21 protein-coding genes and 1 tRNA gene are annotated in these 25,415 nt (G+C 72.8%); 10 read left to right on the top strand and 12 right to left on the bottom strand.

Features of this window, described 5'->3' with window-relative positions:
• Positions 1-92 precede the first annotated feature (92 nt).
• From T328_RS24855 to T328_RS24880, 6 genes are all read left to right on the top strand, one after another.
• Positions 93-266 carry a hypothetical protein gene (locus T328_RS24855; protein WP_407559871.1) on the top strand — a complete coding sequence of 58 codons (174 nt, stop codon included), beginning with the start codon at positions 93-95 and terminating at the stop codon, positions 264-266.
• Positions 263-949 (top strand): aminodeoxychorismate/anthranilate synthase component II, encoded by a 687-nt coding sequence (locus T328_RS24860; protein ID WP_496498384.1) that lies wholly within the window; start codon positions 263-265, stop codon positions 947-949. Before T328_RS24855 ends, T328_RS24860 begins: the two co-directional genes overlap by 4 nt.
• On the top strand, positions 946-3,729 hold the full coding sequence (locus T328_RS24865) for a class E sortase (protein ID WP_496498385.1): 2,784 nt from the start codon (positions 946-948) through the stop codon (positions 3,727-3,729). The genes T328_RS24860 and T328_RS24865 overlap by 4 nt, the downstream gene beginning before the upstream one ends.
• A gap of 50 nt (positions 3,730-3,779) precedes the next feature.
• Positions 3,780-4,580, top strand: coding sequence for a class E sortase (locus T328_RS24870; RefSeq protein WP_496498386.1), 801 nt, complete (start codon positions 3,780-3,782; stop codon positions 4,578-4,580).
• Positions 4,581-4,772: 192 nt separating this feature from the next.
• On the top strand, positions 4,773-5,318 hold the full coding sequence (locus T328_RS24875; protein WP_496498387.1) for a DNA-binding protein: 546 nt from the start codon (positions 4,773-4,775) through the stop codon (positions 5,316-5,318).
• 47 nt (positions 5,319-5,365) lie between these two features.
• Complete coding sequence (locus tag T328_RS24880) at positions 5,366-6,802, top strand: serine/threonine-protein kinase (protein WP_496498388.1); 1,437 nt, start codon at positions 5,366-5,368, stop codon at positions 6,800-6,802.
• 17 nt (positions 6,803-6,819) lie between these two features.
• Here T328_RS24880 and T328_RS24885 read toward each other — a convergent pair whose 3' ends face one another.
• The 3 genes from T328_RS24885 to T328_RS24895 all read right to left on the bottom strand — a co-directional run bounded on the left by T328_RS24885 (position 6,820) and on the right by T328_RS24895 (position 10,690).
• Positions 6,820-8,331: a hypothetical protein gene (locus T328_RS24885; RefSeq protein WP_496498389.1), complete on the bottom strand. Its 1,512-nt coding sequence runs from the start codon at positions 8,329-8,331 to the stop codon at positions 6,820-6,822.
• On the bottom strand, positions 8,325-10,352 hold the full coding sequence (locus tag T328_RS24890) for a vWA domain-containing protein (protein WP_496498390.1): 2,028 nt from the start codon (positions 10,350-10,352) through the stop codon (positions 8,325-8,327). Before T328_RS24890 ends, T328_RS24885 begins: the two co-directional genes overlap by 7 nt.
• A 203-nt stretch (positions 10,353-10,555) precedes the next feature.
• The gene (locus tag T328_RS24895) at positions 10,556-10,690 is read right to left on the bottom strand and encodes a DLW-39 family protein (RefSeq protein ID WP_018838829.1); all 135 of its coding nucleotides are present in this window, start codon (positions 10,688-10,690) and stop codon (positions 10,556-10,558) included.
• 290 nt (positions 10,691-10,980) lie between these two features.
• On the opposite strand from T328_RS24895, the gene T328_RS24900 reads away from it, so the two are divergent.
• Positions 10,981-11,265: a hypothetical protein gene (locus tag T328_RS24900; RefSeq protein ID WP_496498391.1), complete on the top strand. Its 285-nt coding sequence runs from the start codon at positions 10,981-10,983 to the stop codon at positions 11,263-11,265.
• A 52-nt stretch (positions 11,266-11,317) separates the two neighbouring features.
• Here the strand turns inward: T328_RS24900 and T328_RS24905 are convergent.
• The 9 genes from T328_RS24905 to dnaA all read right to left on the bottom strand — a co-directional run bounded on the left by T328_RS24905 (position 11,318) and on the right by dnaA (position 24,242).
• Positions 11,318-11,391, bottom strand: a tRNA-Ile gene (locus T328_RS24905).
• A gap of 77 nt (positions 11,392-11,468) precedes the next feature.
• Positions 11,469-12,299: a DUF3566 domain-containing protein gene (locus T328_RS24910; protein WP_496498392.1), complete on the bottom strand. Its 831-nt coding sequence runs from the start codon at positions 12,297-12,299 to the stop codon at positions 11,469-11,471.
• A gap of 3 nt (positions 12,300-12,302) precedes the next feature.
• Positions 12,303-14,948 carry a DNA gyrase subunit A gene (gyrA, locus tag T328_RS24915; protein WP_496498393.1) on the bottom strand — a complete coding sequence of 882 codons (2,646 nt, stop codon included), beginning with the start codon at positions 14,946-14,948 and terminating at the stop codon, positions 12,303-12,305.
• Between the two features lie 104 nt (positions 14,949-15,052).
• Positions 15,053-17,161 (bottom strand): DNA topoisomerase (ATP-hydrolyzing) subunit B, encoded by a 2,109-nt coding sequence (gene gyrB, locus T328_RS24920; RefSeq protein ID WP_496498394.1) that lies wholly within the window; start codon positions 17,159-17,161, stop codon positions 15,053-15,055.
• A 316-nt stretch (positions 17,162-17,477) separates the two neighbouring features.
• Positions 17,478-18,083, bottom strand: coding sequence for a DciA family protein (locus tag T328_RS24925; protein WP_496498395.1), 606 nt, complete (start codon positions 18,081-18,083; stop codon positions 17,478-17,480).
• Positions 18,080-19,213, bottom strand: a complete 1,134-nt coding sequence (gene recF / locus T328_RS24930; RefSeq protein WP_496498396.1) for a DNA replication/repair protein RecF — start codon at positions 19,211-19,213, stop codon at positions 18,080-18,082. Before recF ends, T328_RS24925 begins: the two co-directional genes overlap by 4 nt.
• A 91-nt stretch (positions 19,214-19,304) precedes the next feature.
• Positions 19,305-20,183, bottom strand: coding sequence for a phosphogluconate dehydrogenase (NAD(+)-dependent, decarboxylating) (gnd, locus tag T328_RS24935; protein WP_496498397.1), 879 nt, complete (start codon positions 20,181-20,183; stop codon positions 19,305-19,307).
• Between the two features lie 54 nt (positions 20,184-20,237).
• Entirely contained in the window at positions 20,238-21,377 is a 1,140-nt protein-coding gene (gene dnaN / locus T328_RS24940; protein WP_496498398.1) for a DNA polymerase III subunit beta, read from the bottom strand.
• Between the two features lie 906 nt (positions 21,378-22,283).
• Positions 22,284-24,242 (bottom strand): chromosomal replication initiator protein DnaA, encoded by a 1,959-nt coding sequence (dnaA, locus tag T328_RS24945; RefSeq protein WP_496498399.1) that lies wholly within the window; start codon positions 24,240-24,242, stop codon positions 22,284-22,286.
• A 369-nt stretch (positions 24,243-24,611) separates the two neighbouring features.
• Between dnaA and rpmH the strand changes: the two genes are divergently transcribed.
• Genes rpmH through yidD form a run of 3 tightly spaced genes read left to right on the top strand, consistent with a single transcriptional unit; the run spans position 24,612 to position 25,413 of the window.
• Entirely contained in the window at positions 24,612-24,749 is a 138-nt protein-coding gene (gene rpmH / locus T328_RS24950; protein ID WP_027741629.1) for a 50S ribosomal protein L34, read from the top strand.
• A gap of 14 nt (positions 24,750-24,763) precedes the next feature.
• Entirely contained in the window at positions 24,764-25,132 is a 369-nt protein-coding gene (rnpA, locus tag T328_RS24955; protein WP_496498400.1) for a ribonuclease P protein component, read from the top strand.
• Positions 25,129-25,413 carry a membrane protein insertion efficiency factor YidD gene (gene yidD, locus T328_RS24960; RefSeq protein WP_496498401.1) on the top strand — a complete coding sequence of 95 codons (285 nt, stop codon included), beginning with the start codon at positions 25,129-25,131 and terminating at the stop codon, positions 25,411-25,413. Before rnpA ends, yidD begins: the two co-directional genes overlap by 4 nt.
• The last annotated feature ends 2 nt before the right edge of the window (positions 25,414-25,415 follow it).

Below are 25,415 nucleotides of genomic sequence, written 5' to 3' on the forward strand. Positions count from 1 at the left end.
GTCTGGTGACTCGTACGGACGAATTCGGCAGCGGCAACGGGCCGCGGACGGGCCACACACAGACAACGGCGAAGATCGGCGAAGAGGGACGCATGTACGGCTGGATCTGGCGGCATCTGCCGGGCAACGCGCTGGTGCGGGCGCTGATCTCGCTCATCCTCGTCCTCGGCATCGTCTTCCTGCTCTTCCAGTACGTGTTCCCCTGGGCCGAGCCGCTGCTGCCGTTCAACGACGTCACCGTCGACGAGGGAGCCGCCCCGCGATGAGCGCGCGCATTCTGGTCGTGGACAACTACGACAGCTTCGTCTTCAACCTGGTCCAGTACCTGTGCCAGCTCGACGCCGAGTGCGAGGTGCTGCGCAACGACGAGGTGACGCCGCGGCACGCGGACGCCGGGTTCGACGGCGTGCTCCTGTCGCCCGGCCCCGGGACGCCGGAGGAGGCCGGAGTGTGCGTCGAGATGGTGCGGCACTGCGCGGAGCGGGGGCTGCCGGTGTTCGGGGTCTGCCTCGGGCTGCAGTCGATGGCGGTCGCGTACGGCGGCGTCGTCGGCCGGGCGCCGGAGCTGCTGCACGGCAAGACCTCGCCGGTGAAGCACGGCGGCGCGGGCGTGTTCGCCGGGCTGCCGTCGCCGTTCACGGCGACGCGGTACCACTCGCTGGCCGTCGAGCGGGAGTCGCTGCCGGACGAGCTGGCGGTCACGGCGGAGACGGACAGCGGGCTGGTGATGGGCCTGCGCCACCGTGACCTGCCGGTGGAGGGTGTGCAGTTCCACCCGGAGTCGGTGCTGACGGAGTGGGGTCACCGGATGCTGGCGAACTGGCTCGTCGAGTGCGGCGACGCCGGGGCCGTCGCGCGGTCCGCCGGACTGGCGCCGGTGACGGGCGGGTTGACGCCGGCGGGCGGCCTGGCGCCGGCGGGCGGCGGGTCGGCCGGGACCACGGGGTGACCGACACCCGGCCGGACGGCGACGTACCGGGGCGCGCGGAGGAGCGCGAGCCGGGGCGCGACGCGCGCTACCGCGGCTTCCACGACCCGAGCGCCTACGAACAGCCGGCGGACGACGCCGCGGACCCGCGGTCCGGCGGCGGCCGACCGCCGCTGCCGCGCCGGGACACCTCGGGAACGGGTGGCCACGGCCCGGGCGCGGGGGGCGCGTCCGGTACGGGGCCGGGGCCGGGCGGCTCCGGGGGATACGGCGGCGGGGCCGGGGGCGGGTCCGGGACGTACAGACCAGAGCCGGCCGGGCCGGCCGGAGACCGGGGCGCGGGGCCCGGCGGCCACGGCGCAGGGCCCGGCGGCCACGGCGCGGAGGCCGGGGGCTACGGCGCGGGGCCCGGGGGCGGGCCCGGGACGTACGAACCAGAACCGGCCGGGCCGCCCGGAGACCGGAGCACGCAGCCCGGCGGCCACCGCCCGGGGGCCGAGGGCTACGGCGCGGGGGCCGGCGGACAGGATCCGCTGGAGCAGGGCCACCTGCCGGAGTACGCCCACCGCAACCCGCTCCGCGGCGACCCGCTGCCGCCGCCGCGCACCGCCGACGCGCAGCCGCAGGCACAGTCGCAGTCGCATGCGGAGCAGCAGTACGACCCGCAGAGCCATGCCCCGCCGCCGCACGCCGGATACCCGCAGAGCCCGCAATCGCACACCCCGCTGCCGCAGGCCCACGTCCCGCGGCAGGGACCCGCGGACATGGACGAGCTGCGTCCCCGACCGCTGGAGCCCCGCCCCGACTCACCGACCTCCGCGACCTCCCGCTGGTTCCGGCCGCACACCTCGCCGGACGCCCCCGGCGCGGGCACCGCGGCCGACGGCTACGCGCCCCCGGCGGGCCACACTCAGGGCACCCCGCGCACCGATCCACCGGCGCACCCGAACGACCACCACACCGGCGGCTACGCGCCCGCGCCGGGCACCGGCCCGGCGGCGGACCCGCACCCCCACTCCCCGGACGACCGCCGCGCCGCCGACGGCTACGCGCCCTCGGCGTACTCCGCGCAGAGCACCCCGCGAAACGATCCGGCACCGGCATCGGCACCGGCACCGCGCCACCCCGACCCGCCCGCGCCGGGTCCCGGACCCGGGTCCGGCCCCGGGTCCGGCCCGGCGGCGATCGTGCCGCAGGAGGGGACCTCGGCGCAGTACCCCACGTCGTCGTACGAGGCCGGTCCGCAGCCGTCGGCGTACGCGGAGGCGCCGCCGGCGGCCGCGTACGGGCAGACCACCCCCGCGTACGACCAGCACCCGGCCTCGTACGCCCCGCAGCTCCTCGGCTACGACCAGGCCCCCGCCGACCCCCTGGGCACCCCCCGCCCCGCGGCAACCGGCGACCCGCTCACCGACCCGCTCACCGACCCGCTCGGCACCGCCGCCCCGACCGGCCGTACGGCCCCCGCCGGGGACCCCCTCACCGACCCGCTGCCCGGCGCCACGCCCGGCCCCACCCCGCGCCGGCACGCCGGCCGGCCCGCCGTCGAGGAGCAGCAGCCGTACCCCGCGCCGGCCTACGGCCGCCACGCCGGCGGCACCAACGCCGCGCACCCCGCACCCGACCACCCCGCACCCGCGCACCCCACGCCGGCCAACCCCACGCCGACCACCACCCCGCCGGCCAACCCCACCCCCGCCGCCGGCCACCGCGACCCGTCCCCCTGGGGCGACCTCTCCGCCGCCGCCCACGCCGGCGCCCCCGGGACGGCCGACCCCGCGACAGCCGACCCCGCACCCCCGCAACCCGGAAGCGCGACCGGCCGCACCACCGGCCGCGCCCCCGCCCGTACCCCCGGCCCGGCGACCGGCCCGGCGACCGGCCCGCCCGCCGCCCCCGCGAACGACCAGCGCCTCACCTGGGGCACCGCCCCCGCCGCCCGCCGCCGCGGCATACCCGGCACCGAAGGCCGCACCGAAGGCCGCGGCGAAGGCCGTGCCGAAGGCCGCGGCGACCGCGAGGACCGCACCGTTCAGACGATGTCCCTGAACGTCGCCCGCGCCCTCGGCACCCGCATGGCCGCCCGCAAGGCCGCCCGCGCCGCGAAGCAGCAGCGCACCGTGCTGATCAGCCGGATCACCGGCGAGGCGTTCATCACCCTCGGCGTGCTGATGCTGCTCTTCGTCGTCTACCAGCTCTGGTGGACCAACGTCCTCGCCGACCGCGAGTCCCGGCAGGAGGCCAAGCAGCTGGAGGAGCAGTGGGAGCGCGGCGAGGGGCCGGGCAAGGAGGACGCCCGCGATCCGGGGGCGTTCGAGGCGGGCGAGGGCTTCGCCATCATGCACATCCCGTCCCTGAACGTGAACCGCCCGGTGGCGCAGGGCATCGACAGCCAGAAGGTCCTGGACCGCGGCCTCCTCGGGCACTACTCGGAGGGCGACCTCAAGACCGCGATGCCGTGGGACGAGAAGGGGAACTTCGCGGTCGCCGGGCACCGCAACACCCACGGCGAGCCCTTCCGCTACATCAACAAGCTGGAGCCGGGCGAGGAGATCGTCGTCGAGACCAAGGACACCTACTACATATACGAGGTGGCCAACACGCTCCCGTCGACGTCGCCGTCGAACACCGACGTCATCGATCCCGTGCCCCCGGGCTCGGGATTCACCGAGCCGGGCCGCTACGTCACACTAACGACCTGCACGCCTGAGTACACGTCCAAATACCGGCTTATTGTCTGGGGCAAGATGGTCGAGGAGCGTCCACGCAGCAAGGGTAAGCCCGACGCGCTCGTCGACTGAGCGGCACGGGCGGGCCGGACGGCCTGCGGGACGGAACGAACGGGGAAGCGGTGGCAGCGACGGACGAAGAGCGGGACGGTGACGGCGGACCCGCGGAGGAGACCGGCGGCGCCCGGGCCACGCCGCCGGCCGGAGCCCGGGGCGGAAGCGGGGGCGGGGGCCGCGGGCGGCGTGGCCTGGCCGCCGCCTTCAGCCTCTTCGGCGAGGTGCTGATCACCGTCGGCGTCCTCATGGCGCTCTTCGTCGTCTACTCCCTGTACTGGACGAACGTCCAGGCCAACCGCCAGGCCGGCCGCATGACCGACGACCTGCGCGACTCCTGGGAGGACACCCCGGACGACGGCAAGCCCCGCCCCGTGAACATCGGCGACCTGAAGGGCGGCATCGGCTTCCTGCACGTGCCCGCGATGGAGGAGAACATCCTCGTCAGGAAGGGCACGGCGACCGAGGACCTGAACAGGGGCGTCGCCGGCTACTACACCGAGCCCGTGAAGTCGGCCATGCCCTGGGACCGCCGCGGCAACTTCACGCTCGCCGCGCACCGCGACGGCCACGGCGCCAAGTTCCACGACATCCACGACATCGACGAGGGCGACCCGATCGTCTTCGAGACGAAGGACCGCTGGTACGTCTACAAGACGTACGCGATCCTCTCCGAGACCTCGAAGTACAACACCGACGTGCTGGACAAGATCCCGGAGGAGTCCGGGAAGACCGAGCCCGGCCGGTACATCACGCTCACCACGTGCACCCCGATGTACACCTCCCGGCACCGCTACGTCGTCTGGGGCGAGCTGGAGCGCGTGGACCGCGTCGACGAGCAGCGCACCCCGCCGCCCGAGCTGTCCTGAGCGCCCTCGCCCCGCCCCCGTACGCCCCCCGTACCGCCGCCGGGATTGGCACGCGTAGACCCACGCGGACGTGGAAGAACGCGTCCCGCTTATCTCACCGCCCCGAGGTCTGTCTGGGCGCGGCCCCGCTCCGTAGGATGCAGTTCGCAAGCGCGAATCTGGACTCGGGGACATCTGGGGAGGCCGCACGGCATGGGAGCTCCACGGCAGGACACCAGCGAACGCGCACGAGAGCTACAGCGAAGCTGGTACGGCGAACCGCTGGGCGTGCTGTTCCGGCGACTGATCGACGATCTCGGTCTCAACCAGGCACGGCTCGCCGCCGTGCTCGGCATTTCGGCGCCGATGCTGTCGCAGCTCATGAGCGGACAGCGGGCGAAGATCGGCAACCCGTCGGTGGTGCAGCGCGTACAGGCGCTGCAAGAGCTGGCGGCGGAGGTATCGAGCGGCAGCGTATCGGCGGCGGAGGCGACGGAACGGATGGACGGTATCCGCAAGAGCGCGGGAGGGGCGGTGCTGGGCACCACGCAGACGCAGTCGTCGACCGGTTCGACGACGGTGCGACGGGTCGTACGGGAACTCCAGTCGCTGCTGCGTTCGGTGGCCGCGGCCGGTGACATCATCGACGCGGCGGACCGGCTCGCGCCGACGCATCCGGAGCTGGCAGAGTTCCTCCGGGTGTACGGCGCCGGCCGCACCGCCGACGCGGTGGCACATTACGAAGCACACCAGTCATAACCGAATTAATTACTAGAAGAAACCGTACAAGGGGCGGGCGCAGCAGCATGGGCGAGGTCTTCGCTGGGCGGTACGAGCTGATCGATCCGATCGGCCGGGGCGGGGTGGGCGCGGTATGGCGCGCCTGGGATCACCGACGGCGGCGCTATGTGGCGGCCAAAGTGCTGCAGCAGAGCGACGCGCACACGCTGCTGCGCTTCGTCCGCGAGCAGGCGGTACGCATCGACCACCCGCACGTGCTGGCACCCGCCAGCTGGGCAGCGGACGACGACAAGGTGCTGTTCACGATGGACCTGGTGCGCGGCGGCTCACTGGCCCATCTGATCGGCGACTACGGACCGCTGCCGCCGCGGTTCGTCTGCCTGCTGCTCGACCAGCTGCTGGCGGGGCTGGCCGCGGTGCACGGCGAGGGCGTCGTACACCGCGACATCAAGCCGGCGAACGTGCTGCTGGAGGCGACCGGCACCGCCCGGCCGCACCTGCGGCTCTCCGACTTCGGCATCTCCATGCGCAAGGGCGAGCCGCGGCTGACGGACACCAACTTCGTCGTCGGCACGCCCGGTTACTTCGCGCCGGAGCAGATGCTGGGCGCGGAACCGGACTTCCCCGCGGACCTGTTCGCGGTGGGGCTGCTCGCGCTGTACCTGCTGACCGGGGAGCGTCCGGACGGGCAGGCACTGGTGGAGACGTACCTGAACCACGGCGTGCCGCCGGCCCCGGCGGAGGTGCCGGGGCCGCTGTGGCAGGTGCTGGCGAGCCTGCTGCAGCCGGACCCGGACGCGCGGTTCCGTACGGCGACGGGCACGCGGAAGGCGCTGGCGGAGGCGGCGGAGCTGCTGCCGGAGCTGGATCCGGCGGAGGAGCCGGTGGAGGTGTTCGACCAGCTCGGGCCGCTGCCGGTGGGCTTCGGGCCGGAGGGTCCGGAGCGGCCGGAGCGGCCGGAGCGGCACGGCGGCGGGGATCAGCCGGGCGCAGGTCCGGGGGCGGGTCCGGGGGCAGGCCCGGGTGTGGGTCCGGGTGCGGGTTCGGGTCCGGGTCCGGGTGCGGGTCCGGCCGGAGGTACGGATGCCGCCGCGGCGGGCCCGGCGGGGCCCGCGGGCGCGGGCGCACCCGGTCCGGCGTACGCCCCCGGCGCCACCGGATACGTACCATCGGCCGCCGCCGCGCCCGCCACCGCCGAGCCGGGCCCGGCGGGTCCCGGCGCACCCGCCGCGCAGCCGCCCGCGCCGGGTGCGTCGAGTGCGGGAGGACCGGCCGAGGCGACCAGCTACGGCATCGCGCCGCCGGCGGCGGCGCAGCCGCCGACGCCCACGGCCCCGTACACGACCGCCCAACCGCGACAGCAACACCTGCCCCAGCAGCCCCGGCCGGGCGGCGGGGTGCCGCAACGGCGACCGGGACCGCCGGTGAAGGTGGCGGTCCCGGTCGTGGTGCTCGCGGTGCTGCTGATAGCGGTCGGCGTCTGGGCGCTGGCCTCGGGCTGACGCCCGCGGCTCCCTTCCTACTGACGCCGGTTCTGCTGCGGCGGGGGCGGCGGGTGCCCTTCCCCGTACGGCTGTCCGCCGTGCTGAGCGCCGTACGGCAGGCCCTGCTGCGGCCCGCCCGGGTACGCCCCCGGCGCCGTCTGCGTATCCTCGCCCGCCACCTGCGGACCGACCCCCGCGCCCGGCGCCGTCCGGCGCCGCGCCAGCACCATCCACAGGCCCAGGCCCGCCAGCAGCAGCACACCCGCGCCGATCCCGGCGACCGCCAGGATCTTCTTCCCGGCGCCGGCACCGCCCCCGTCCTCGTCCGCCGGCGTACCCTCATGCGCCATGTCGCGGTCCTCGTCCGTCACCGCGAACCCGGCCGCCTCCGCGTCCCCCGCGTACTCGGGGCCTTCCTTCGGATCGCCCTTGACCGTCGTGCGCAGCTCCACCGGCACCGGACCGTCCGCGAACTCGCCGACCTCCTCCGTCACGCTGACCGCGATGTAGTACCAGCCGGCGAAGCCCACGTTGCCGAACTCGCCAAAGTCGCCGCCGTACACCGCGTAGCGGTTCTCGTACGCCACCGGCGGACTCAGCGCCGGGATCGCCGCGGGGTCGTCTCCGTAGTACGTCTCGCTGACGCCGGCGATGAACCCGCGCGCGGGGTTGTAGAAGTCGACGCGCACCCCGTTCGAGGCGTACGCCGTGTCGTCGGCGACCCGCGTCGTACCGAACTCGGTCTGCAGGAACAGCTGCTGGCCCCAGTCCAGCGGCACCCGGTAGAAATGCGTGGCACCCGGCCGGATCTTGTCGGTCCACACGCCGTGGCCGATGCCCACCGCGTCGTTGAACCCGGTGCCGCCCTTGCGCGGCTCGGCCGTGCCGGTCGGCGGGGGCGGCTGCCGCGTGGGGATCGACTCGGGGTCGGGCGGGGTCGTGGGCCCGGCCTTCGCCAGCGGCGGCTCCTGCATGAAGCGCAGCTCCAGCGGCCACTCCTCCGGAGAGGAGGTCGAGTCGCCGACGCGGGTGACCGTGAGGTTGTAGACCCCGGCCTCCTGGCAGTAGCCGTCGGGCTGGACCACGCGCCAGACGTTGTTGGCGATCGGGCGTGCGGCGCCGTCGGCGTCGAAGTCGGCGTCGGAGCTGCTGCACTGGTCGCCGCCCTTGCTCTCCAGCGACAGCTCGATGCCGTCGTCGTACGCGACCTTGGTGCCCGGCTTGGGCGCGGCCACGGCGGAGATCCAGGCGTTGGACTTCGCGTCGAGCGTGACGCTGTACCAGAGCTTGTCGTCCGGGCCGATGGAGTCGGTGTACGTCTTGCCGGCCGCCAGTTCCTCGCCGCCCGCGCTGCTCTCGGCGCCCTCGACGGGCTCGGCGTCCTTCGCCGGCTGGTACTGGCCGGCGTCGGCCGGCGAGTTCGCCGGCGCCGCGTCCGGCGCCGCGGCCGAGGCCGCCACCGCCGCCGCCGGGAGGAGCGCGGCCAGCGCACCCAGCGCCACCGCCACCGCCGCGGCCGGCCCCGCACTCGTTCGCGTCCTCACCATCCACCCCTCATGCCGTTGCCTGCTGCCGCTGCCGCCGCCGCTTCCTCCGACGCCGCGGTCCGCCTCCGGTTCCGTACGATCACGAACGCGACCCCCGCGCCGACGAGCAGCACGCCCCCCGCGATCCCGCCGGCCAGCGGCAGGACGGACTCCGATGATTCCTCGTCCGCCCCGGCCCGCGCATCACCCTTACCGCCCTTGCCGTCCTCGCCGCCCTCGTCGCTCTCGTCGTCCGCCGCGACGGCCGGCGCCCCGTGCTGCGGACCGGCCTTCTCTTTACCTAGTACGTCGACGCGCAGGACGACGCCGATCGCCGTGTTCTCCGCGAACCGCGCCGCGTCGGGCCCGAGCGAGACAGACAGGTAGTATTCCCCGCCGCGCCGCACGGGCACGACGTCGGTGTCGGTCTCGTAGCGGTTGGTCCAGCTGACGGGCACGGTGCCGAGGTCGGAGGCGACGGGCTCACCGTAGTAGCTCCTGGTGCTGCTGAACGGGCCGTCCCCGACGAGCATGCGCCCGGGGGTGTACAGATCGGTGTCGGCGAAGCTGGAGACGCCTGCCGCGCCGTCGAGCGTGGGCTCGTTGGCGAACTCGACGCGGTAGCGCAGCTGCTGCCCCCAGCCGACGTCGACCTTGTAGAAGCGCATCTGCGCGGGCAGCAGCTCGTCGCGCCAGACGCCGGGGCCGACGGCCTTCGCGTCGTTGAAGCCGGTGCCGCCGGTGACGTCCGCCGGCTCCGCGGTGGGCAGCGGGGCGCCCTCCTCGCCGGCGGGGCCGTAGTCGGTCTCGGACTGGGCGGGCGTGACGCCGTCGCGCAGCGGCTCCTCCTGGCCGAAGACCAGCTCCAGCGGCCAGCGCGCGCGGTCGGAGGCGGACTCGCTGGTGCGGTGGACGCTGAGCAGGTAGCGCCCGGCCGCGTCGCACGCGTCGTCGCCGTCCTCGCTGGGGATGCGGCTGACGGCGTTGGTCAGCGGCTGCGCGCCCTCGTCCTGCCCGAAGTAGTCCCGCTGCGCGTCGCACTGCGTGTCGTAGTCGTCGGTGGCGTGCAGCTCCAGCTCGATGCCGTCGTCGTACGCGACGGGCACGCCCGGCTGCGGGACGGCGGTGACGCCGAAGTCGGCGGCGGAGGCGGCGTCCAGCTCGGCGGCGTACCACTTGGTCTCGCCGGGGCCGATGCTGTCGAGGTACTGGCCGGGCACGATGTCCGCGGCGCCCCTGCTACTGAGGCCGCCCTCGACGGGGTCGCCGCGGAAGCGGTAGCCGTCCGCGGAGAGGCGCGCGGCGCGCTGCAGCTGGCGGGCGAGCGCGTCGGCGTCGGGGGCGTCGTAGTACGCGCCGTGCCCCTTCTCCGCGATGCACTTCAGCTCCTCGCGGGCCTTGCCGCCGACCTGGAAGCCGACGGTGTCGATGCGCAGGGCGCCGAAGGCGCCGCCGGTCTCGCCGAGTTGCTCCGCGACCTCGCAGGGGTCGGGGGTGCCGCAGCTGTCCTCGCCGTCGGAGACGAGGAGGATGGAGCGGTGGCCGAGGGCGCCGGGCGGGCGCTCGGGGAGGTCCCGGGCGGCCCGGCGCAGCGAATAGCCGATGGGAGTGTCGCCCTTCGGCTTCACATCTGCTACGGCTTCCTTGATGCGGCCCCGGTCCAGCTCCTCGACGGGAACGGCAAGACGGGTGTCGGTGCAGCCGCTGGCGCGGTCGGCGCCGTAGACGCGCAGGCCCGTCGGATAGCCGTCGGGCAGGGCGTCGACGACGGTGCCGACGGCCTCGCGGGCGGATTCGATACGGGTGGCGCCGGAGCCGTCGTCCTCGGCCATGGAGCCGGAGGAGTCCAGCACCATCACCAGTCCGCCGCCGGTCGGCGCGCGCTCGGCGGGTACGGCCGGTGTCCCCGGCGCGGCGGGCGCCGCGGGTGCGGCGGGTGCGGCGACGGCCGCCGGCAGCGGGCCGGCGGTCAGCGCGGCGAGTGCCGCGGCCACCCCGGCGTACGCGGTCCCTCGCTCGTTGCCCCGACGTGGTCGTCCCATGACATGTCCCCCTCGTCCTCTGCCATGTGCTCATGCACCGTAAAACGTGTGCAGTAGCAAATAACAGGGGGCGTTCGTCACGGTCGTGCAACAGGCTCCGGCATGCCGAAGCCCCAGCCGCACCGCCGCGTCAGCGGCGGGGCCGGGGCCAGGGACCCAGGGCCGGCCCGGCGACGGGCGGCCCTGTTCGGGACTCTCGCGTCTCAGACGCCCGAGGAGGAGGGCACCGAGTCGGTCGCCTCCGTCCACAGGTCTTGCTCGGCGCGATCCGCCTGGATCTGGCGGTACACGAGAAGCCCGCCCAGAGCGGCCAATGCGATCAGGAACAGCTTCTTCACCGCGCTACCTCGTCCTTCCAGAGACATCGGACTACGAAGCCCGATGATACACAGCACGAACGACACCGGAGCGCCCCCGAACCCGCCCCCGGCACTAAGACCTAAGTCCGCCCCCAAGTCCGCCCCGGTTCCATCCGGCGCCCGATCCGCCCGGGGCCGCCCGGCGCGCACGATGGCGCTCATGACGACGACCGACGCCACCGACAAGACCCACGACGCCGACAGCCCACCGTCCCGTCTCTGGCCCGTGCTCCGCGATCCTCGGCCCGGCGCTGCCGATGGCAGCGGGCATGGCGATCCTGATGGGGCTGCTGACCGACGTCTCCACCTCGGGCGTCGGGGAGCGGGATGCCGGCGGCGTCTCCGGCCTGGTCAACACCTCCCGCCAGATCGGCGCGGTGCTGGGCCTGGCGATCCTCGCCACGGTCGCCGCCTCCGCCGCCGAACACGGCACCCCCGAGGACGGCTACGCCCGCGCCTTCCTGGCCGCCGGCCTCATCACCGCCGCCTCGATGCTCCTGGTCCCCTTCCTCCCCCGGCCGAACCGGGCCGTCTCCGGGCGCATGCCCGCCTGAAAACCCTAAGGGCGCCTCCTCGTCACGAGGAGGCGCCCTTCGACGTTTCCGGTGCGGCTACCAGGACTTGAACCTGGGGCCTCATCCTTATCAGGGATGCGCTCTAACCGACTGAGCTATAGCCGCGCGCTGCACAGAGATTACCCCACCGCCGAGCCCCGGCCCAAATCGATTCGGGCACCCCCCGGCCGGCGCTGCCGGCGCTACTCGTCCTCCGCCAGCGTGACCTCGATGCCGCCGACGAAGCCCGCGGAGAGGTTGTAGATGAACGCGCCCAGCGTCGCCAGCGCCGTGGCGAGGACCACGTCGATCAGCGCCACCACCGCCGTGAAGGCGACCACCCGGGGCAGCGAGAGGAACGACTCCAGGTCGAAGCCGGCCGAGTCGTCCGAGCCGGTGGCCTCGCTGATCGTGCCGCCGACCGTGCTGAAGACGCCCATCGCGTCCAGCACCATCCACAGCACGGTCACCGCCACGATCGTGCAGATGCCCAGCGCGATGGAGAGCAGGAAGCTGACCTTCATCACCGACCACGGGTCGGCCTTCGCGATCCGCAACCGCGCCTTGCGGGTGCGCGGCACCGTACGGGCGCCCGTGCGCGACCGGCGTACGCCGGCGGCCGTCTGCTGCCCCTGCGCCTGGCTGTGCCCCTGCCCCTGGCCGTGGTCCTGCTCGTACGCCTGGCCGCCGCGGACCGCCGTGCGCGCCGCGGCGCCGCCGGGGGCCACGCCGGCCGGCGGGGTGTACGCCTGCGGCGGGTGGTGCGGCGCCGGCGGGGCGGCGGGGGCGGCCGTCGGCGGGGGCATCGGACCCTCGGGGGCACTGTCGTACGTGTACGCGTGCGCCTGCGGGTCCGCCTCGGGGCCCCCGGCTCCCGCGGAGTCGGGGGGGAAGCGTCTGCGCCCGCGCCTACCGCCGCGCCCGGCGCCGGCGCCGTCCGGACCGGGCGGGCCGTCCGGACCGGGCGGGGGGTCCGGCTGCGCGTACCCCTCGGCCCCCGCCGGACCGGCACCGGCGCCCGTGGCTCCACTCACGACCTACTCCTCGCCTTCACCGTCCGCGGCGGGGCCCGCGGCCCCGGCGTCCGTGCTCCCGGCCCCGTCTGCCCCATCTACGGCGTCCGCGGCGACGGCGGCGTCGGCGGCCTCCTCGACCTCCTCCGCCTCCCGGCCGGCTTCGGCGTTGCGCGCGATGCCGACCACGGCGTCCCGCTTCCCCAGGTTGATCAGCTGGACGCCCATGGTGTCACGGCCCGTCTCCCTGACCTCGTCGACCCGCGTACGGATCACGCCGCCGCCGAGCGTGATGGCGAGGATCTCGTCCGAGCCCTCCACCACCAGCGCGCCCACCAGCGAGCCCCGGTCCTCCACCAGCTTCGCCGCCTTGATGCCGAGCCCACCTCGTCCCTGAATGCGGTAGTCGTCCACGTTCGTACGCTTCGCGTAACCGCCGTCGGTGGCGGTGAACACGAACGTACCGGGCCGCACGACATTCATCGAGAGGAGTTCGTCCCCCGCGCGGAAGCTCATCCCCTTCACACCGGAGGTGGCGCGGCCCATCGGGCGCAGCGCCTCGTCCGTTGCGGTGAACCTGATCGATTGGGCCTTCCTGCTGACGAGCAGCAGGTCGTCCGCCGCCGAGACCAGCTCGGCGCCGATCACCTCGTCCGGCGAGCCGTCCGGCATCTCCCGCAGGTTGATCGCGATCACACCGCCCTGGCGCGGCGAGTCGTAGTCCTTGAGCACCGTCTTCTTGACCAGCCCGGCCTTGGTGGCCAGCACCAGGTACGGCGCGGCCTCGTAGTCCCGGATCGCCAGGATCTCCGCGATGTGCTCGTCCGGCTGGAACGCGAGCAGGTTCGCCACGTGCTGGCCCTTGGCGTCGCGGCCGGCGTCCGGCAGCTCGTACGCCTTGGCGCGGTACACCCGGCCCTTGTTCGTGAAGAACAGCAGCCAGTGGTGGGTGGTGGAGACGAAGAAGTGGTCGACGATGTCGTCCTCGCGCAGCCGCGTCCCGCGTACGCCCTTGCCGCCGCGCTTCTGGGCGCGGTAGTCGGTGCTCTTGGTGCGCTTCACATAGCCGCCGCGGGTGATCGTGACGACGATGTCCTCCTCGGCGATCAGGTCCTCGATGGACACGTCGCCGTCGAAGGGCACCAGCTGCGTGCGCCGGTCGTCGCCGAACTTCGTGACGATCGCCGCCAGCTCGTCGCTGATGATCAGCCGCTGCCGCTCGGGGGAGGCGAGGATCGCGGTGTAGTCGTCGATCTTCGTCTGCAGGTCGTCGTGCTCCGCGGTGATCTTCTGCCGCTCCAGGGCGGCCAGCCGGCGCAGCTGCATCTCCAGGATCGCGTTCGCCTGGATCTCGTCGATCTCCAGCAGGTCCATCAGGCCCGTACGCGCCACGTCCACGGTCTGCGAGGCCCGGATCAGCGCGATGACCTCGTCGATCGCGTCCAGGGCCTTCAGCAGGCCGCGCAGGATGTGCGCGCGCTCCTCGGCCTTGCGCAGCCGGAAGGTGGTGCGGCGGACGATGACGTCGATCTGGTGGTCCACCCAGTGGCGGATGAACGCGTCCAGCGACAGCGTGCGCGGCACGCCGTCGACGAGCGCCAGCATGTTGGCGCCGAAGTTCGTCTGCAGGTCGGTGTGCTTGTAGAGGTTGTTCAGCACGACCTTCGCGACGGCGTCCCGGCGCAGCACGATGACCAGCCGCTGGCCCGTACGCGACGAGGTCTCGTCCCGGACGTCGGCGATCCCCGTCAGCCGGCCGTCCTTCACGCCGTCGGCGATCTTCTGCGCGAGGTTGTCCGGGTTCACCTGGTACGGCAGCTCGGTGACCACCAGGCACTGCCGGTCCTGGATCTCCTCGACCTCGACCACCGCGCGCATCGGGATCGAGCCGCGGCCGGTGCGGTACGCCTCCTCGATGCCCTTGCGGCCGACGACCAGCGCGCCGCTGGGGAAGTCGGGGCCCTTGATGCGCTCCAGGAGCGCATCAAGCAGCTCGTCGTTCGACGCCGTGGGGTGCTCCAGGTACCACTGCACCCCGTCGGCGACCTCCCGCAGGTTGTGCGGCGGGATGTTCGTCGCCATGCCGACCGCGATCCCCGCCGAGCCGTTGATCAGCAGGTTCGGGAAGCGGGCGGGCAGGACGGACGGCTCCTGGGAGCGGCCGTCGTAGTTGTCCCCGAAGTCGACGGTCTCCTCGTCGATGTCGCGGAGCATCTCCATCGCCAGCGGCGCCATGCGGCACTCGGTGTACCGCATGGCGGCGGCCGGGTCGTTGCCCGGGGAGCCGAAGTTGCCGTTGCCGTCGACCAGCGGCATCCGCATCGACCACGGCTGCGCCAGCCGGACCAGGGCGTCGTAGATCGCGGAGTCGCCGTGCGGGTGGTAGTTGCCCATCACGTCGCCGACGACGCGCGCGCACTTGAAGTACCCGCGCTCCGGGCGGTAGCCGCCCTCGTACATCGAGTACAGCACGCGGCGGTGCACCGGCTTCAGCCCGTCGCGGATGTCCGGCAGCGCGCGCGACACGATCACGCTCATCGCGTAGTCGAGATAGCTGCGCTGCATCTCCGTTTCGAGCGATACGGCGTCCACGCGCAGCACGATGCCGCCGTCTTCGCCCTCGCCGTCCGGCTGCGGGTCGGGAGTCTGGGGAGTGAGCTCGTCGGCCATTGGGGGTCTTTTCTACCTTTGCGAAAGAGGTCTGGGAGGAGTCGGTCGCGCCCCGGGCGGGGAGTCCCGGGAGCCCGGGCGGGACCGCCCGGGCCGCGGCCGGCTCAGATGTCGAGGAAGCGGACGTCCTTGGCGTTGCGCTGGATGAACGAGCGGCGCGCCTCGACGTCCTCGCCCATCAGTACCGAGAACAGGTCGTCGGCCGCGGCGGCGTCGTCGAGCGTCACCTGGCGCAGCACGCGGTGCGCCGGGTCCATGGTGGTGATCCGCAGCTCCTCCGCGTTCATCTCGCCCAGGCCCTTGAAGCGCTGGATCGCGTCGTCCCTGACGCGCTTGCCCTGCGAGCGGCCCAGCTCCATCAGCTGGTCCCGCTCGCGGTCGGAGTAGGCGTACTCGAACTCGTCCCGGGTCCACTTGATCTTGTACAGCGGGGGCTGGGCCAGGAACACGTGCCCGCCCTCGATCAGCGGGCGCATGAAGCGGAACAGCAGCGTCAGCAGCAGCGTCTGGATGTGCTGGCCGTCGACGTCCGCGTCGGCCATCAGCACGATCTTGTGATAGCGCAGCTTGCCGAGGTCGAAGTCCTCGTGGATGCCGGTGCCGAACGCCGAGATCAGCGCCTGCACCTCCTGGTTCTGCAGCACCCGGTCGATACGCGCCTTCTCCACGTTCAGGATCTTGCCGCGGATCGGGAGGATCGCCTGGTACCGCGGGTTGCGGCCGGACTTGGCCGAGCCGCCGGCGGAGTCGCCCTCGACGATGAAGATCTCGCACTTGGACGGGTCATTCGACTGGCAGTCGCTCAGCTTGCCCGGCAGCGACGCCGTCTCCAGCAGCCCCTTGCGCCGCGTCAGGTCGCGGGCCTTGCGGGCCGCCACCCGGGCCGTCGCCGCCTGGATGGACTTGCGGACGATGTCCGCGGCCTCGTTCGGGTTCCGGTCCAGCCAGTCCGTCAGGTGCTCGTGCGTGACCTTCTGTACGAAGGTCTTCGCCTCCGTGTTGCCCAGCTTGGTCTTCGTCTGGCCCTCGAACTGCGGCTCGCCCAGCTTGACCGAGATGATCGCGGTCAGGCCCTCGCGGATGTCCTCGCCGGTGAGGTTGTCGTCCTTCTCGCGCAGCAGCTTCTTGTCGCGCGCGTACCGGTTCACCAGGCCCGTGAGGGCCGCCCGGAAGCCCTCCTCGTGGGTGCCGCCCTCGTGCGTGTGGATCGTGTTCGCGAAGGAGTACACGCCCTCGCTGTACTGCGTGTTCCACTGCATCGCGATTTCGACGGAGAGCTTGCGGTCGGTGTCCTCGGCCTCGAAGTCGATCACCGACGGGTGCACCGGCTCGCCCTTGCGCGAGTTCAGGTGGCGTACGAAGTCGGAGATGCCGCCTTCGTAGTAGTACGTGACGCTGCGCGCCTTGTCCTCGTCCGCGGCGCCCGCGGTGTCCGCGCCGGAGGTCTGCTTGGCCGCCGCCCGCTCGTCGGTCAGCGTGATCGACAGACCCTTGTTGAGGAACGCCATCTCCTGGAAGCGGCGGGAGAGCGTCTCGAACGAGTAGTCCGTGGTCTCGAAGACGTCGGCGTCCGCCCAGAACGTGACCGTCGTGCCGGTCTCGTCCGTCTCCTCGCCCTTCGCCAGCGGCTCGGTCGGGACGCCCAGCTTGTAGTCCTGCGTCCAGCGGTGGCCCTCGGTCTTGATCTCCACCGACAGCCGCGTCGACAGCGCGTTGACGACGGAGACGCCGACGCCGTGCAGACCGCCCGAGACCGCGTATCCGCCGCCGCCGAACTTGCCGCCCGCGTGCAGCACCGTCAGCACGACCTCGACCGCCGGCTTGTTCTCCGAGGGCACGATCCCCACTGGGATGCCGCGGCCGTTGTCGACGACGCGGACCCCGCCGTCCGCGAGCAGCGTCACCACGATCGTGTCCGCGTGGCCGGCCATCGCCTCGTCCACCGAGTTGTCCACGACCTCCTGCACCAGGTGGTGCAGACCGCGCTCACCGGTCGAGCCGATGTACATGCCCGGGCGCTTGCGTACGGCGTCGAGGCCCTCCAGGACCGTGATCGCACTCGCGTCGTACGCCGCGTCCTCGACGGCCTCCGCCTCCGCGCGGGCGTGGGCCCGTTCGGCAGCCGCAGCAGCCGCCTCCGCGGCGCCGTCGGCGCCTGGAGGCATGTTCTCGCTGGCAGGGATGTTGTCGTTGGGGTTGCCGGAATCGGCCACGAAGCGCCCTTTCTGGCACAGCGCTGGCCACTCTCCTGGCTGAGCGGGGAGCGGCCGCGTCGTTGTTGGTCGGCGTGTTCCGCAAGTGGGCGGGTTGCTCTCAGTCTACCGGTAGCCCACGACAGAATGGCGGTTTGCCGGTGCCTGAACCCGCATGTGGCGCCCTGAACATCTGCCCGCCGAGGGGGGGCGCATACACCGGGGCCTGCGGAGCCTCTGAGCGCCACTCAGCGCTTCGGGGCGTCAACCATGAGCTACTGTGACCGACCTCACTCCGCCACACGTTTGCCGCGGGTGTTTATCAGAACGTACGTACCTACCCGTACGTGTCCCCGGGGCCCTGGCTGCCGGGCGCCCGGAGCGGCCCGAAGCGCCGCCCGCCGCCACCCGGACCCACCACTTTGATCAGCTTCACGGTGCCCTGGCCCAGCTCCTCGTTCAGCCGCGCCACCAACTGCGGTGCCAGCAGCCGCAGCTGCGTCGCCCACGCCGTCGAGTCGCACTTCACCACGAGCACCCGCTCCTGCTCGTCGTACCGCTCGGGCGCGCAGTGCTGCGCCACCTCCGGCCCGACGAGCTGCGGCCAGCGGCCCATCACGCCGCCCACCGCCGCCGGCGCCTCCCAGCCGCGCTCAGTGATCAGCCGGCTCACCGCGGCGCCCAGCGGCAGCGGATCGCGGCCGTCGGCGCGGGCACCCGACCGCAGGCCACCGCCGCGGCGCGCCTGCCGGCGCTGCTGGGCGGCCGCACCCCGCGCGCGGGCCTCCGCGCGCGCCGCGCGCAGGGCGACGCGCGCCAGGTCGACGCCGGAAGGCTCGGGAGCCGCGGGAGACGCGGGTGCGGCGGGGTCCGCGGGAGGGTCGGGGCGCTCGGCATCCTCGGCACCCCCAGGGCGTACGGGGCGTACAGGCTCCTCGCTCATGTCCGCTCCACCCGCCCGTCGGCCACCGTGAACCGCACCCCCGCCAGCGCCCCCGGCACGTCCTCGGCCACCGCCGCCGTCACCAGCACCTGCTCACCGGGCGCCACCAGCTCCGCCAGCCGCTCCCGCCGCCGCACGTCCAGCTCCGCGAACACGTCGTCCAGCACCAGCACCGGCTCCCCGCCGCCCTCGCCGCGCAGCAGGTCGTACGACGCGAGGCGCAGCGCCAGCGCGTACGACCACGACTCCCCGTGCGACGCATAGCCCTTCGCCGGCAGCTCGCCCAGCTTCAGCACCAGGTCGTCGCGGTGCGGACCCACCAGCGTCACACCCCGCTCGATCTCCTGCTTGCGCGCGTCCGCCATCGCCTCCAGCAGCAGCCCGGCGAACTCCTCGCGCGTCCGCGCCTCCGCGAACCGCCCGCCCGCCGGCGACCGGTACTCGAAGGCCGTCGGACCGCCGCCCGGCGCCAACTGCTCGTACGCCTTGTCCACCAGCGGCTGCAGCACCGCGATCAGCTCCAGCCGCTGCGCCAGCAACTCCGCCCCGGCCCGCGCCAGATGCTGGTCCCACACGTCCAGCGTCGACAGATCCAGCTGCCGGCCGCCGTGCCGCCGCGCCATCGCGGCCGTCTTCAACAGGGTGTTGCGCTGCTTGAGCACCCGGTCGTAGTCGCTGCGCACCCCCGCGAGCCGCGGCGTCCGCGCCGTGACCAGCTCGTCGAGGAAGCGGCGCCGCTGGTCCGGGTCGCCCTTGACCAGCGCCAGATCCTCCGGCGCGAACAGGACGGAACGCAGCACACCCAGCACGTCCCGCGGGCGCACCTGCGACGAACGGTTCAGCCGCGCCCGGTTCGCCTTGCCCGGGTTCAGCTCCAGCTCCACCAGCTGCTGCCGGCCGTCCTGCGTCACCGCGGCCCGTACGACCGCCCGCGCCGCCCCCACGCGCACCAGCGGCGCATCCGAGGACACCCGGTGGCTGCCCAGCGTGGCGAGGTAGCCGACGGCCTCGACCAGGTTCGTCTTCCCCTGGCCGTTCGGTCCGACGAAGGCCGTCACCCCCGGGTCGAGGGGCACCTCCGCCCGCTCGTACGAACGGAAGTCGGCCAGCGAGAGATGAGACACGTGCATGGCCCGACGCCGACCTCCCCAGGCACCTAGCTAACGACCCAGCGAACACCCGGCCGGCGGCCGGCCGGCGCTGCCGCCGGCCACCGGCAAGCTACTTCTCCTCCTTGACCGCATGGCCGCCGAACTGGTTCCGCAGCGCGGCGATCATCTTCATCTGCGGCGAGTCGTCCTGGCGCGACGCGAACCGGGCGAACAGCGACGCCGTGATCGCCGGCAGCGGCACCGCGTGGTCGATCGCCGCCTCCACCGTCCACCGGCCCTCGCCGGAGTCCGCCGCGTACCCGCGGAGCTTGCCCAGGTGCTCGTCGTCATCGAGCGCCCGGACCGCCAGATCCAGCAGCCAGGAGCGGATCACGGTGCCCTCCTGCCAGGAGCGGAACACCTCGCGCACGTCGGTGACCGAGTCCGCGGCCTCCAGCAGCTCCCAGCCCTCGGCGAAGGCCTGCATCATCGCGTACTCGATGCCGTTGTGGACCATCTTCGCGAAGTGCCCCGCGCCGACCTTGCCGGCGTGCACGGCGCCGTACTCGCCCTCCGGCTTCAGCGCGTCGAACACCGGCTGCACCCGGGCCACGTGCTCGGCGTCCCCGCCGTACATCAGCGCGTAGCCGTTCTCCAGGCCCCAGACGCCGCCGGAGACGCCGCAGTCGACGAAGCCGACGCCCTTCGCGCCCAGCTCCGCGGCGTGCTTCTCGTCGTCCGTCCAGCGCGAGTTACCGCCGTCCACAAGCACGTCGCCGGGTTCGAGCAGCTCGGCCAGCTCGTCGACGGTCGACTGCGTGGCCGCACCCGCCGGCACCATCACCCACACCACGCGCGGGGCGGGCAGGGCGTCCACAAGAGCCCGCAGGCTGTGGACATCGGCGATGTCCGGGTTGCGGTCGTACCCGATGACGGTGTGGCCACCGCGCCGGATGCGCTCGCGCATGTTCCCGCCCATCCGGCCGAGACCCACAAGACCGAGCTCCATCACTGCCCCTTCGTCCAGCTGTGCGACATGTCCGGTCCGAGCCTACGCCGGACCTCAGCCGCTCAGCCGCACGGGCATGATCAGGTACTTGTACGCCTCGTCCGCCTCGGCGTCGAGCGCCGGCTTGCCGCTGAGCAGCGCCGGCTTCGTCGACGTCGTGAACGACAGCTGCGCCGCGGGCGAGTCGATCGCGCTCAGCCCGTCGAGCAGGAACACGGGGTTGAAGGCGATCGAGATGTCGTCGCCCTCCAGCTGCGCGTCGACTCTTTCCACAGCCTGTGCGTCGTCGCTGGACCCGGCCTCCAGGGTCAGCACGCCCTGCTCGAAGCTCAGCCGCACCGGCGTGTTCCGCTCGGCCACCAGCGCCACGCGCTTGACGGCCTCGACGAACGGCGCGGTCTCGATGACCGCCACCGAGTTGAACTCCGTGGGGAACAGCGTGCGGTACTTCGGCAGGTCGCCCTCGATCAGCCGCGTCGTCGTCCGCCGCCCGGCGCCCTCGAAGCCGATCAGGCCCTCGCCCGCACCGGCGCCCGAAAGCGCCAGCGTGACGATGTCGCCGCTGGTCAGCGACTTGGCCGTGTCCAGGAGCGTCTTCGCGGGGACGAGCGCCACCGAGGAGGCGTCGGCGGTCTCCGGCTTCCACAGGAACTCGCGGACCGCGAAGCGGTACCGGTCCGTCGACGCCAGCGTGACCGTGTCGCCCTCGATCTCGATCCGGACGCCCGTGAGCACCGGCAGGGTGTCGTCCCGGCCGGCGGCGATGGCGACCTGCGCGACGGCGGCGGCGAAGACCTCGCCGGAGACCGTGCCGGTCGCGGTCGGCATCTCCGGCAGCGCCGGATACTCCTCCACAGGCAGGGTGTGGAGTGTGAAGCGCGAGGAGCCGCAGACCACGGTCACGCGCACGCCGTCCGTGGAGATCTCCACAGGCCGGTTGGGAAGCGCGCGGGAGATGTCGGCGAGCAGCCGGCCGGAGACCAGGACCGTGCCGTCCTCCTCCACGTCCGCCTCCACGGAGACGCGGGCGGAGACCTCGTAGTCGAAGCCGGAGAGGCTGAGCGTCCCGCCGTCCGCGGCGTCGGCCTTCAGCAGCAGTCCGGCGAGCACCGGCGCGGGCGGCCGGGCCGGGAGGCTGCGCGCTGCCCACGCCACTGCCTCCGCGAGTACGTCGCGCTCCACCCGGATCTTCACGGAGACCGCCTCCTGGTGCTCTCGGCCCTTGCCGACTCGGTTGGTGTGGGGGACCAGTCTGACGCACGGCACCGACACAGGGGGCGGGTCGGGGTCAACTCGTCGCAGTCGGCCCGGGAGGCGGTCGAGCCGAGTTGTGCACAGCACCTGCTTCGAAGCGGATTCCGAGCTAGATACGTGTAGAGGTAGTAGTAGGGCCTGTGGAAACGGTGGAAAAGCCCGTCTGCCCAGGTCAGCCCGCGATTTTTACCCACAGGCGGGTTGGGGACGAGAAGTGGATAACCCGTGATTCCTGTGGACGGGGCCCGGCTGTGCACAGGCCGTTCACAGGGAGGGGCCACTTAGCCACAGGTCTGTCCCCAGAGTTACCCGGGTTTCCCCACAGCCAATCCTGCCCCTCGGTGTGACGGCTTTCACTCGGACCGGTGAAGGGGCGCGTTGCGTTGCCGAACAGTGGACAACATTGTGGACAGGCTGTGTACAGAGCGGTGTTTTCTGTGGGTGAGTGGTCCTCGGCGGTGGACAGCGCTCGGCGCCGCTCGCGGCGGTCATCGGTGTCCACAGCCTGTGGGCGACCGTCGCCCACAAATCCACATGCGGGTGAGCTGGGCAGACCCGAGTTGTCCAGATCGCGTCCACACCCGCCGGTGGGTAACTCGTGGATCCCCAGGCTGTGGACGGCGGACAGGGCGCCGAGTTGTGGAGAAGTGCCTGGTCCGGGCCGGGAATCGAACAGGGCGCGGGGGATCGGCTGTTCGGGTGCGCCGGCCGGAGACGGACGCGTGGGTGCGGCGTGGGGGCAGGGCGTGGGCACGGCGCGGCGTACCGGCGTGCGGCGGGAGGCGTGCGGAGGCGGGAGGACGCAGCGGGGCGGGAAGGCGCCGGGGACGGCCGCGGCGGAGCGGCTCAGCTGTTCTTGATGCGGTTGGTCAGCTCGGTGACCTGGTTGTAGATGGAGCGCCGCTCAGCCATCAGCGCCCGGATCTTGCGGTCCGCGTGCATCACGGTGGTGTGGTCCCGGTTGCCGAACTGGGCACCGATCTTCGGCAGGGAGAGGTCCGTCAGCTCCCGGCACAGATACATGGCGATCTGGCGCGCGGTGACCAGCACGCGGCTGCGGGAGGAGCCGCAGAGGTCCTCCACCGTCAGGCCGAAGTAGTCGGCGGTGGCGGCCATGATCGCGGCCGCGGTGATCTCCGGGGCCGCGTCCTCGCCGCCGGGGATGAGGTCCTTCAGCACGATCTCGGTGAGCCCGAGGTCGACCGGCTGGCGGTTGAGCGAGGCGAAGGCCGTGACCCGGATCAGGGCGCCTTCGAGCTCGCGGATGTTGCGGGAGATCCGGGAGGCGATGAACTCCAGCACCTCGGGCGGCGCGTTCAGCTGCTCCTGGACCGCCTTCTTGCGCAGGATCGCGATCCGGGTCTCCAGCTCCGGCGGCTGCACGTCGGTGATCAGGCCCCACTCGAAGCGGTTGCGGAGCCGGTCCTCCAGGGTGATCAGCTGCTTGGGCGGCCGGTCGCTGGAGAGCACGATCTGCTTGTTGGCGTTGTGCAGCGTGTTGAAGGTGTGGAAGAACTCCTCCTGCGTCGACTCCTTGCTCGCCAGGAACTGGACGTCGTCGACCAGGAGGATGTCCATGTCGCGGTAGCGCTTGCGGAACGTGTCCGCCTTGCCGTCGCGGATGGAGTTGATGAACTCGTTGGTGAACTCCTCGGAACTCACGTAGCGCACGCGGGTGCCGGGGTAGAGGCTGCGGGCGTAGTGGCCGATGGCGTGCAGCAGGTGCGTCTTGCCCAGGCCGGACTCGCCGTAGATGAACAGCGGGTTGTACGCCTTGGCGGGGGCCTCGGCGACGGCGACCGCGGCGGCGTGCGCGAAGCGGTTCGAGGCGCCGATGACGAAGGTGTCGAAGAGGTACTTCGGGTTCAGCCGCGCCGTCGGCTCGCCGGGGCCGGTGGCGGGGGCGGGCTGGGCGGCGAGCGGGCCGGGCGCGCCGCTGGGCGCGGGCAGCTCGACGTTGCCCATGGCCTGGACGAGCGGCGGGATCGGGGCGCCGGAGGGGCCGGGCCCGCCGGGGTGGCTCCCGGGGTGGCTCCCGGGGTGGGCGTACCTGTCGTGGGCGGGCCGCTGCGCGAGGTGGTCATGGGCCGCGTAGAAGTCCGTGCCGTCGGCGCCGACGGTGCCGTCCGGCTGCGCGCCGGGCGGGCCCGGGTGGTGGTCGGCGCGGGGCCAGGCGGCCGGCGCCGGGCGCGGCTGGGCGTACTCGGGGTACGTCGGGGCGGCGGTGGGCAGGTGGTCGTCCGCGGAGGCCGGGCGGCTGTACCCGTCGTACGGCGGCTCGGGGAGCTGACCACCGTGGCTCTGGTGCGGCGGCTGTGGCTGGTGCGTCTGATGCGGGGGCTGCTGATGTGGAGGCTGCGCGGCGGCGGTGTGGGGCAGGGGAAGGTGCGGGGCGCTGGAATGCGCGGGCTGCTCGTGCGCCGGCGGCTGCGACCCCTGGGGGGCGTGGGGCGCGTGCGGCCCGTGCGCGCTCGACTCGGGGCCCGGCCGCGTGGGCGCGGGCTGGGCCTGCTGCTGCGGCTGCGCCGGCTCCTGCTCGCCGGGGCTGACGGTGACGGCCAGGCCGATGGGCTGGTGGCAGGCGTGGCTCAGCGCCTCGGTGATCTTGGAGGAGAGGCGGCCCTCGAAGACGCCTTTGGCGTATTCGTTGGGTACGGCCAGCACGGCGGTGCCGGCGACGAGGACGAGCGGCTGGCAGTCCCGGAGCCAGCGGTGGTCCTTGGCCTCGATGCCCTGGTCGTCCGCGAGCAACCGCTCGAGAACGCGTGGCCAGACTGCAGCGAGATCGGCAGGCAGGTCGGCCACGGGGCACGCTCTTTCAGGTTACGGCAGGTCACGAAGGTGTGATCTCGGGACGGGCGGGATGGATCCGCGCAGGGGTCGGAAGTCCAGCCACGGTAGTCACGCCGAGCAGCACCATTCAAGTCGTTGTCCACAGGCTGTGCACAGTGACCGGTGGCGTGTCGGGCGCGCGGGGCCGGTTTGACCGGACGGCGCGCGCCCGCGTACCGTGTCGAGGTCGAGATGTCGACGGCTGCTGCCGCCTGCCTCCGATCAGTCTCAGGCCGCGACAGTGATCATGTCACGTGTCGGGCGGTGACGAGCGGCTCGAGGGCGCACGGTGGCAGCTGTTCGGCGCCTATCCACCCGAGACAACTCTCCTGGAGCCCCCGAGTGAGCAAGCGCACTTTCCAGCCGAACAACCGCAAGCGTGCCAAGACGCACGGCTTCCGGCTGCGTATGCGTACCCGCGCCGGCCGTGCCATCGTCACGGCCCGTCGCAACAAGGGTCGCGCACGCCTGTCCGCCTGACCCGCTGGTGTGCCGTGCTGCCCGCTGAGCACCGGCTGCGGCGGCGCGAGGACTTTGCCCGAGCGGTACGCCGCGGGCGGCGGGCTGGCCGCCCCCTGCTCGTCGTACATCTGAAGAGCGGCGGTGACCCGCATGCCGCCGGGGAGGACGCCTCCCCGCCGCGTGCGGGTTTCGTCGTCAGCAGGGCCGTCGGATCGGCGGTCGCGCGCAACCTCGTCAAGCGTCGCCTGCGTCATCTCATACGGGATCGGTTGGATCAGCTGCCCGCAGGTAGCCTGGTGGTCGTACGGGCGCTGCCTGGCGCCGCGGAGGCCGGTTTCGACCGGCTGCGCGATGACCTGGACGCAGCGCTGGGGCGGTTGCTGGGAAGGGCGCCGCGATGAAGTATCCGCTGCTTTGGTTGATCAAGCTCTACCAGTGGACCATCAGCCCGCTGCTCGGGCCGGTCTGCAAGTACTACCCGTCGTGCTCGCACTACGGCTACGAGTCGATCCGGCTGCACGGCGCGCTGAAGGGCACTGCCCTGACGGCGTGGCGCATCCTGCGCTGCAACCCGTGGTCGCTCGGCGGAGTCGATCATGTACCGCCTCGTAAGCGTCCGGTCTGGCACCAGCGGCTGCGCAGCCGGCTGGGCAAGACGCAGCCCAACGCCCAAGGAGCCTGATT

It is taken from the genome of Streptomyces sp. CNX435, assembly GCF_059570575.1.

Coding starts and splice junctions, on each gene's coding strand:
- T328_RS24855 (WP_407559871.1), top strand. CDS start 93: ATGTACGGCTGGATCTGGCGGCATCTGCCGGGCAACGCGCTGGTGCGG.
- T328_RS24860 (WP_496498384.1), top strand. CDS start 263: ATGAGCGCGCGCATTCTGGTCGTGGACAACTACGACAGCTTCGTCTTC.
- T328_RS24875 (WP_496498387.1), top strand. CDS start 4,773: ATGGGAGCTCCACGGCAGGACACCAGCGAACGCGCACGAGAGCTACAG.
- T328_RS24880 (WP_496498388.1), top strand. CDS start 5,366: ATGGGCGAGGTCTTCGCTGGGCGGTACGAGCTGATCGATCCGATCGGC.
- T328_RS24885 (WP_496498389.1), bottom strand. CDS start 8,331: ATGGTGAGGACGCGAACGAGTGCGGGGCCGGCCGCGGCGGTGGCGGTG.
- T328_RS24890 (WP_496498390.1), bottom strand. CDS start 10,352: ATGGGACGACCACGTCGGGGCAACGAGCGAGGGACCGCGTACGCCGGG.
- T328_RS24900 (WP_496498391.1), top strand. CDS start 10,981: ATGGCGATCCTGATGGGGCTGCTGACCGACGTCTCCACCTCGGGCGTC.
- gyrA (WP_496498393.1), bottom strand. CDS start 14,948: ATGGCCGACGAGCTCACTCCCCAGACTCCCGACCCGCAGCCGGACGGC.
- T328_RS24925 (WP_496498395.1), bottom strand. CDS start 18,083: ATGAGCGAGGAGCCTGTACGCCCCGTACGCCCTGGGGGTGCCGAGGAT.
- recF (WP_496498396.1), bottom strand. CDS start 19,213: ATGCACGTGTCTCATCTCTCGCTGGCCGACTTCCGTTCGTACGAGCGG.
- gnd (WP_496498397.1), bottom strand. CDS start 20,183: ATGGAGCTCGGTCTTGTGGGTCTCGGCCGGATGGGCGGGAACATGCGC.
- yidD (WP_496498401.1), top strand. CDS start 25,129: ATGAAGTATCCGCTGCTTTGGTTGATCAAGCTCTACCAGTGGACCATC.